6 protein-coding genes are annotated in these 6,380 nt (G+C 42.5%); 2 read left to right on the top strand and 4 right to left on the bottom strand.

The genetic code is table 11. The annotated features are described in order from the left end of the window. Nucleotides 1-171 precede the first annotated feature (171 nt). Nucleotides 172-906, top strand: coding sequence for a TfpX/TfpZ family type IV pilin accessory protein (gene tfpZ / locus VXP95_RS03635; protein ID WP_416711433.1), 735 nt, complete (start codon nt 172-174; stop codon nt 904-906). Nucleotides 907-982: 76 nt separating this feature from the next. Beyond that, nucleotides 983-2,617 carry a Wzy polymerase domain-containing protein gene (locus VXP95_RS03630; protein WP_416711432.1) on the top strand — a complete coding sequence of 545 codons (1,635 nt, stop codon included), beginning with the start codon at nt 983-985 and terminating at the stop codon, nt 2,615-2,617. A 46-nt stretch (nt 2,618-2,663) separates the two neighbouring features. Here the strand turns inward: VXP95_RS03630 and bfr are convergent, their stop codons facing one another. The 4 genes from bfr to VXP95_RS03610 all read right to left on the bottom strand — a co-directional run bounded on the left by bfr (nt 2,664) and on the right by VXP95_RS03610 (nt 6,327). Next, nucleotides 2,664-3,128, bottom strand: coding sequence for a heteropolymeric bacterioferritin subunit Bfr (bfr, locus tag VXP95_RS03625; RefSeq protein WP_064094587.1), 465 nt, complete (start codon nt 3,126-3,128; stop codon nt 2,664-2,666). A 220-nt stretch (nt 3,129-3,348) separates the two neighbouring features. Continuing rightward, nucleotides 3,349-3,543 (bottom strand): bacterioferritin-associated ferredoxin, encoded by a 195-nt coding sequence (locus VXP95_RS03620; protein WP_064094586.1) that lies wholly within the window; start codon nt 3,541-3,543, stop codon nt 3,349-3,351. Between the two features lie 220 nt (nt 3,544-3,763). Further along, complete coding sequence (locus VXP95_RS03615; RefSeq protein ID WP_004281184.1) at nt 3,764-4,147, bottom strand: RidA family protein; 384 nt, start codon at nt 4,145-4,147, stop codon at nt 3,764-3,766. Between the two features lie 74 nt (nt 4,148-4,221). Continuing rightward, the gene (locus VXP95_RS03610) at nt 4,222-6,327 is read right to left on the bottom strand and encodes a RelA/SpoT family protein (protein ID WP_416711430.1); all 2,106 of its coding nucleotides are present in this window, start codon (nt 6,325-6,327) and stop codon (nt 4,222-4,224) included. Nucleotides 6,328-6,380 lie beyond the last annotated feature (53 nt).

Below are 6,380 nucleotides of genomic sequence, written 5' to 3'. Positions count from 1 at the left end.
ACCATTAGAGAAATTTGCTCAGCTTGTTGATTATCATAAGACTTTTCAAACTGTCGCACCTCATGTTTGAATTCGCCATCTTACTTAATTTTCATCTAATATCGCGCTTTAATTCATGTCAATATATAAAATTTCAATAGATTGAATATTGTTAAAAAATGAGCTTACATCATGTCTAAACGCCAGAATTTTTTTCTAGGTCACTTACTTATTTCTATATTAATTGCTCTGGTTACATTGGCTGTAGTATTTTTTATCTGGTATCCATCACCCTTAGCAAAAGCAGCAAGTGTGACCCATATTTTTTTAATGTTATTGGTCATAGATGTAATTTTGGGACCTTTGCTTGGTCTACTAGTCTATAAAGAAGGTAAAAAAACCTTAAAAATGGATTTGACGGTTATTATTTTAATTCAAATCGCGGCATTAAGTTATGGTCTGTATAGCATTGCACAAGCACGCCCCGTGTGGATTACATTCAATCATGACCGTTTTGAATTGGTGCGTAATAATGAACTAAAAACCGAGAATATTACGCATGCACAACCACAATATCAGCAACCCACATGGTTACAGCCACAATATGTGGCTGTAAAGCAGGCTGATGATCCACAAGAACGGCAAATTGAACAAATGGCTGCCATACTTAATGGTATATCATTAGCTCAGTATCCTGAGCGTTATATCTCACTTGGTCAAGCCAAAATTCAGATGCAAAAACAGTCTCGAGATTTGTCGCAACTTACACAGTGGAATGATGATAAAACTGTACAGCAATATTTAAATCTATATCCAAAAGCGAATGCCTGGTTGCCACTGGAAACGTATGGTTTGGCTATGGTAGTTTTAATTAATAAAGAAAGTGCAAAAGTCATCAAAATTGTCGATCTGCGGCCTTGGAACTAATACACATAAAAAGCAGATTACCCTCAAATCTGCTTTTTGTTTATTATGTGCCAAACTTTTATCCTCTGATATTTCCATGAAATTCACGCTTGCCCTCATAGCAGCTATTCTGATCTCCCTCGCATGGCTCATGCCCATTCATTACCGGCCGTGGGTGACTTATACGGGGGAGCTGTATGCCTTTTTTGCTCTATTTGCGTTAGCTGCAATTTGCTTAAAAGAAAAACTCAAAATTCCAGCTCTCAGTCTGCCGTTGTTGCTCCTTGCTAGTGTGCCGCTAATCCATCTACTCACAGGACAGGTGTTTTTCTTTAGCACCGCCATGATGGGCTGTATTTTCGTGTTTAGCTTTTGGCTGGCAAGTGTGTTGGGTTATCACTTTTCAACAGGAAACTATGACCGAGAAGAAACTTTTACTAATTTGAGTTATGTGTTTCTAGCTTCAGGCACAGTCACAGGCATGATCGCACTTTGCCAATGGACAAATCTGGATTCAGTATTGCCAGGTATGGTGAATATCAGTGGTACTCAAAGGCCCTATGCCAACTTTGCCCAGCCGAATAATATGGCGACTTTTTTAGTCATGGCATTGATGAGCTGTTTGTACCTCTATGAAAAGAAAAAAATCCAGACCAAGTTGCTATTTGCCTGCGCTGCAGTAATTGTTATGGGAGTGGCGTTAAGTCAGTCACGTACTGCTTGGGTCGCTGCAATTGCCATCATGCTGTATTTAGGATTCTATCACTATAAAGGTATTATTCGCCTGAAATGGTACTACAGCACAGCTTGGTTCGTCTTCTTTATTTCCTGTATTGTGGCTTTTCCATTACTCAGTCAGCTCGCTGCCCAAGCGATGGATACGGACGTCGTACAAAGCAGGGATGTAGTAGCGCGTGCCACCGGAGATATGTCGCGCCTCGCGATCTGGCAACAAATGCTGGCTGCCATTCAGGCACAACCATGGTTTGGTTATGGCTGGTATCAGACCAGTGTGGCTTTTGTCTCGATTAGCGATACCGTGCAAGGCCCAGTCTGGATTCGCAGTGCACATAATTTTATTCTGGACTTTTTGCTCTGGAACGGCTTAATTATTGGTATGCCATTTCTGGCCTACTTTGGTTATTTGGGCTATCAGTTACAACGCTGGGTGGATACGCCAGAATCTGTCATCGGGATCCTGATGATCGGGGCGTTTGTGACACATGCCATGTTTGAGTTTCCACAGCATTATGCCTATTTCTTGTTGCCAGTAGGTTTTATTCTGGGTACGGTTCTGGCACAAAATCCAAAAATTAAAACAGTGGTTATGCCATCAATCGGCATGAAATTCATTTTCGCTGTCGGGTTGCTTTTATTGGTTGTGATTTATCGGGACTATGATGTTGCAGTACCAAAACTTGGACAAAGTATTCGTTATGAAAAGCAGCCGGAAAAAATCATCAATGAAAAACCGATTTATCTGCTGACTGAGTTTAATCATCGCATTGCCTGGATTCGTCTGAATCCTTATAGAAAAGCGTCTGCTGAAGAGATTAAGGAAGGTGAACAGATGGTGTTAACTTACCCTACCAAATATAACCTGATCAAATATGCCAAACTTTTAGCTTTTAATGGCTATGAGGCGGAAGCCAAGCACCAGCTGCAGCGCTTAAAAACCATTCAAAAGACTGAACTGAGTTATGATGAACTAACGCAGGATATGCCACGCTAAATACAAAAAAGCCAGCAGATGCTGGCTTTGTAATTTAATTCTAGTTTTAGAGCTGGCTTTGGATATAGTTTTCGATACCTACACTTTCAATCAGATCAATTTGCGTTGTAGTCCAGTCCAGATAATTTTCTTCTTTTTCCAGGATTTCCTGAACCAGATCGCGGGTCACATAATCCATCTGAGTTTCAGCCAATGCGACAGCTTTCTGGATCGCTTCGATATTTTCTTTGACTTTGCGCACATCACAATGCAGTACTTCTTGAGTATGCTGGCCGATATACAGTTTGCCCAGATTCTGCAAATTCGGCAAACCTTCCAAAAATAAAATACGTTCAATAATTTTATCGGCATGCTTCATCTGAACGATGGATTCTTTATATTCTGCCGAGCCCAGTTTCTCAATGCCCCAGTCATTAAACATGCGCGAATGCAAGAAATACTGGTTAATCGCGGTTAGGTGGTGATACAACACCTGATTGAGCTGGTTAATCACATCACGATTGCCTTTCATTACATCACTCCATTTAAACCTGTTTATCTTTCTAAGAAAGCGTTTTAACTCTGATAGTAAAGCAAGTCAGTGGACAATGGCGAGTAATTTATGGAACAGCAAATGAAAATCGCAATCGAATCCATCCAGACTCAGATAAGTGGCAATAAAAACCCGCCAGAGTCAGAGGCGGGGGAGGAGGAATGATCGAAGACCATTGATTTATGATTGTGTTTATAGTTCAGGCAGCCACTCCCAGGCGGGCTGCAATTTGTGATACTTCATCACTGATGATCATACGGGCTTCTGGCGCACAGCGGCCACAGCATGTACCCAAGTCCAGCATATCGCGCACATCACGATAACTTTCAGCGCCATTTGCAATAGCATCTTTAATGTCTTGATCTGTAATGCCACGGCATAAACAAACGTACATAGGACACAACCACAGTGATTAAATAAGATAAGTAATATTATTGATAATTGTTATCGTTTGTCAATAAAAATCATTTGAAATCTTTTTTATAATAATTGGTGATTTAGATAAAAGAAGATGATCTGAACGGAAATCCGAGTGTTATCCGGATTTCCGCACAAAATAAGTGAATAATTTAGAACTGAGTCTTGAAATCTGGTTGCTTAATTAATGATATAAATCATTGGTTAATGATGACAATGCCATCCATTTCAACCAAAGCACCTTTGGGTAAACTGGCAACGCCTAAGGCTGCACGGGCTGGATAAGGCTGGGCAAAATATTCGCCCATAATTTGATTCACCAGCTGGAAGTGGGATAAATCCGTTAGGAAAATATTCAGTTTGGCGATGTCTGCCAAAGAGCCACCCGCCGCTTCACAAACAGCCTTTAAATTGTCAAATACACGACGAATCTGGGCCTCAATGCCTTCAACCAGTTCCATACTATAAGGATCCAAGCCAATTTGACCAGATAGATAGAGGGTATCACCGACTAAAATGGCTTGCGAATAGGTGCCAATCGCAGCAGGGGCATTTTCAGTATGGATTACTTGGCGGGACATTAATTTCTCCTTTATCATCAACATACATCATATTCGATCGTTTCGGCTGACAAAAGCATTATCGTTTTAAATGATTAACTCGCTTTAGACGCTTCACTCAGAATGACAGGTTGGGACAGACGGGTAATTCTAGGAAAACCGAAATACATGCGCAGGTCACGGATGATCTGTGCAATCTGTTTGCGGTTATGGACTACAATATTGACGTAGGTCTGGTTATCTTGAGAGCGGACCATTTCTACACCGGAATGTGCTTTACGACATTGATAGATCAGGTCAGAGATCTGTTCATCATCCATCGCCAGGTCAATACAGAGATAGGCGGTAAAGCTGATATCGTCCAGATCATCGGCAGTCCATTGCAACGGCATGATATTTTCAGGATGCTGATGCTGTTCATGCAGCAGGTTATGACAGCGTGAGCGGTGCACAATCAGGCCACGGCGGGTCAAATGACCTTGAATCGGATCGCCAAGTACCGGATTGCAGCAATGTGCATATTTAACATCAACCCCTTCCGTACCCTGAATCAAGCGGCCTGAACTCGCAACATTCTGATGCTGGTCCTGGGCAAACAAATGATTGGCCACCAGTTGCGGTAATAAATCACCGACCGCGATCTGTTCAAAAAGTTGCTCTTTACTGGCAATGTGACGCCATTCCAGCAGGTTTTTCCAGTCAGCCTCGGTCAGATCCCGAATTGAGCGATGAAACAGTTTTAATGCACGATTCAGGGCCTGCTGTCCTACCAGACGCTGTTCGTCCAGATCCTGATCGCGCAAGATATTCTGGATTGCACGGCGGGCTTTTTGAGTATTGATAAAACTGAGCCAGTCGGGATTGGGTGTCGCGAGTACATCAGTAATGATTTCAACCACCTGACCACTAGCCAACGGCGTTGATAGTGGTTTGGTTTCATTATTGATTTTAGCGCCCACCGCATGGTTGCCAAGGAACAAGCTGGCGGCATAAGCAAAATCAACCGCCGTAGCACCTTGCGGTAATTCATGCAGATGCCCATGCGGGGTATAGACCCAGATTTTTTCCTGATGCAGATAATCCAGTAATTCACTAAATGTGGTTTTGGCACATTCACCATCGACCAGTACATTGAGATTCTGCATTGACGCCTGAATCGCAGAACGACAGGCTTGCGGAGCATTTTCACCCAACACTACACCGAAACGTGCGGCTTTACGCATCAGTTCGGTTTGAATGGTTAAAGACAAGGTGGTTTTTTCGCCTTTCAGGCGCATCATCAGGGACTGGTTGCCACCGGGTAAGGGGCGACGGATATGGTCTTCATAGCTTTGAATCTTAAAGCTTTGGGTCAGAATCTCTGCGAGACGGTCACAATCAGCAATACTTTGTAAGATAATTTCAAAAGCATGGCTATGTGTCAATTCTTGCAGATCAATGTCATTTTTAACAAAATGACGAAGTAACTCGATATTGTTGTTTTTCTTTTTAATGCGGCCTTGAATACCATTTTTCTGCAGCAGTTCGGTCAGGTTTTTTTCCCATTTGGCCTGATATTCACAGCGTTTCGGTTTGGTTTCCTGTAGCGCGGTCTGAACATTGTTGTACATATCCAGATCAAGATTCTGATAGCACAAATGCTCCAGATTGTCGGCCATTTCATTCATGCCGACAATACGTGCCATCGGAACAAAAATTTCAAAGGTTTCCCGGGCAATACGGGCACGTTTGTCTGGGCGTAATGCTTCCAGGGTGGTCATGTTGTGATAGCGGTCAGCCAGTTTCACAATAATGACACGCGGATCCTGTAAGGTCGCTTGCAGAATTTTCCGGAAAGAAGCTGCTTTATTATATTCTTTATCGCTGGAATGACTCAGTTTGGTCACGCCATCGACCAGTTCTGCGACCGTGTTGCCGAATTTTTCAGCAATATCATCTTTACTGAACTCAGTGTCTTCAATCACGTCATGCAGCAGGGCTGCCATTAAGGTTTCAGTATCCAGACGCATATGCGCCAAAATGCAACTGACCGCAATTGGATGCAGAATATAAGGTTCACCACTTTTGCGAATAATGCCGTCATGGGCGATATCTGCATAATCACAGGCCGCAAGCACACGTTCAACGTCGTTTTCACTTAAATACGCGTCGATAATGATCTTTAGCTGTTGCTTGGCTTGACTGACCTGTGGGCCTGGCATAAAACACCTTTAAAACTGAATTTTTTACAAATTAAACCGAGAAAGCTCTAATG

The sequence above is a fragment of the Acinetobacter sp. 226 genome (genome assembly GCF_048147925.1).
Classification (GTDB): domain Bacteria; phylum Pseudomonadota; class Gammaproteobacteria; order Pseudomonadales; family Moraxellaceae; genus Acinetobacter; species Acinetobacter pecorum.
This window is presented reverse-complemented; position numbering and strand designations above follow the sequence as displayed.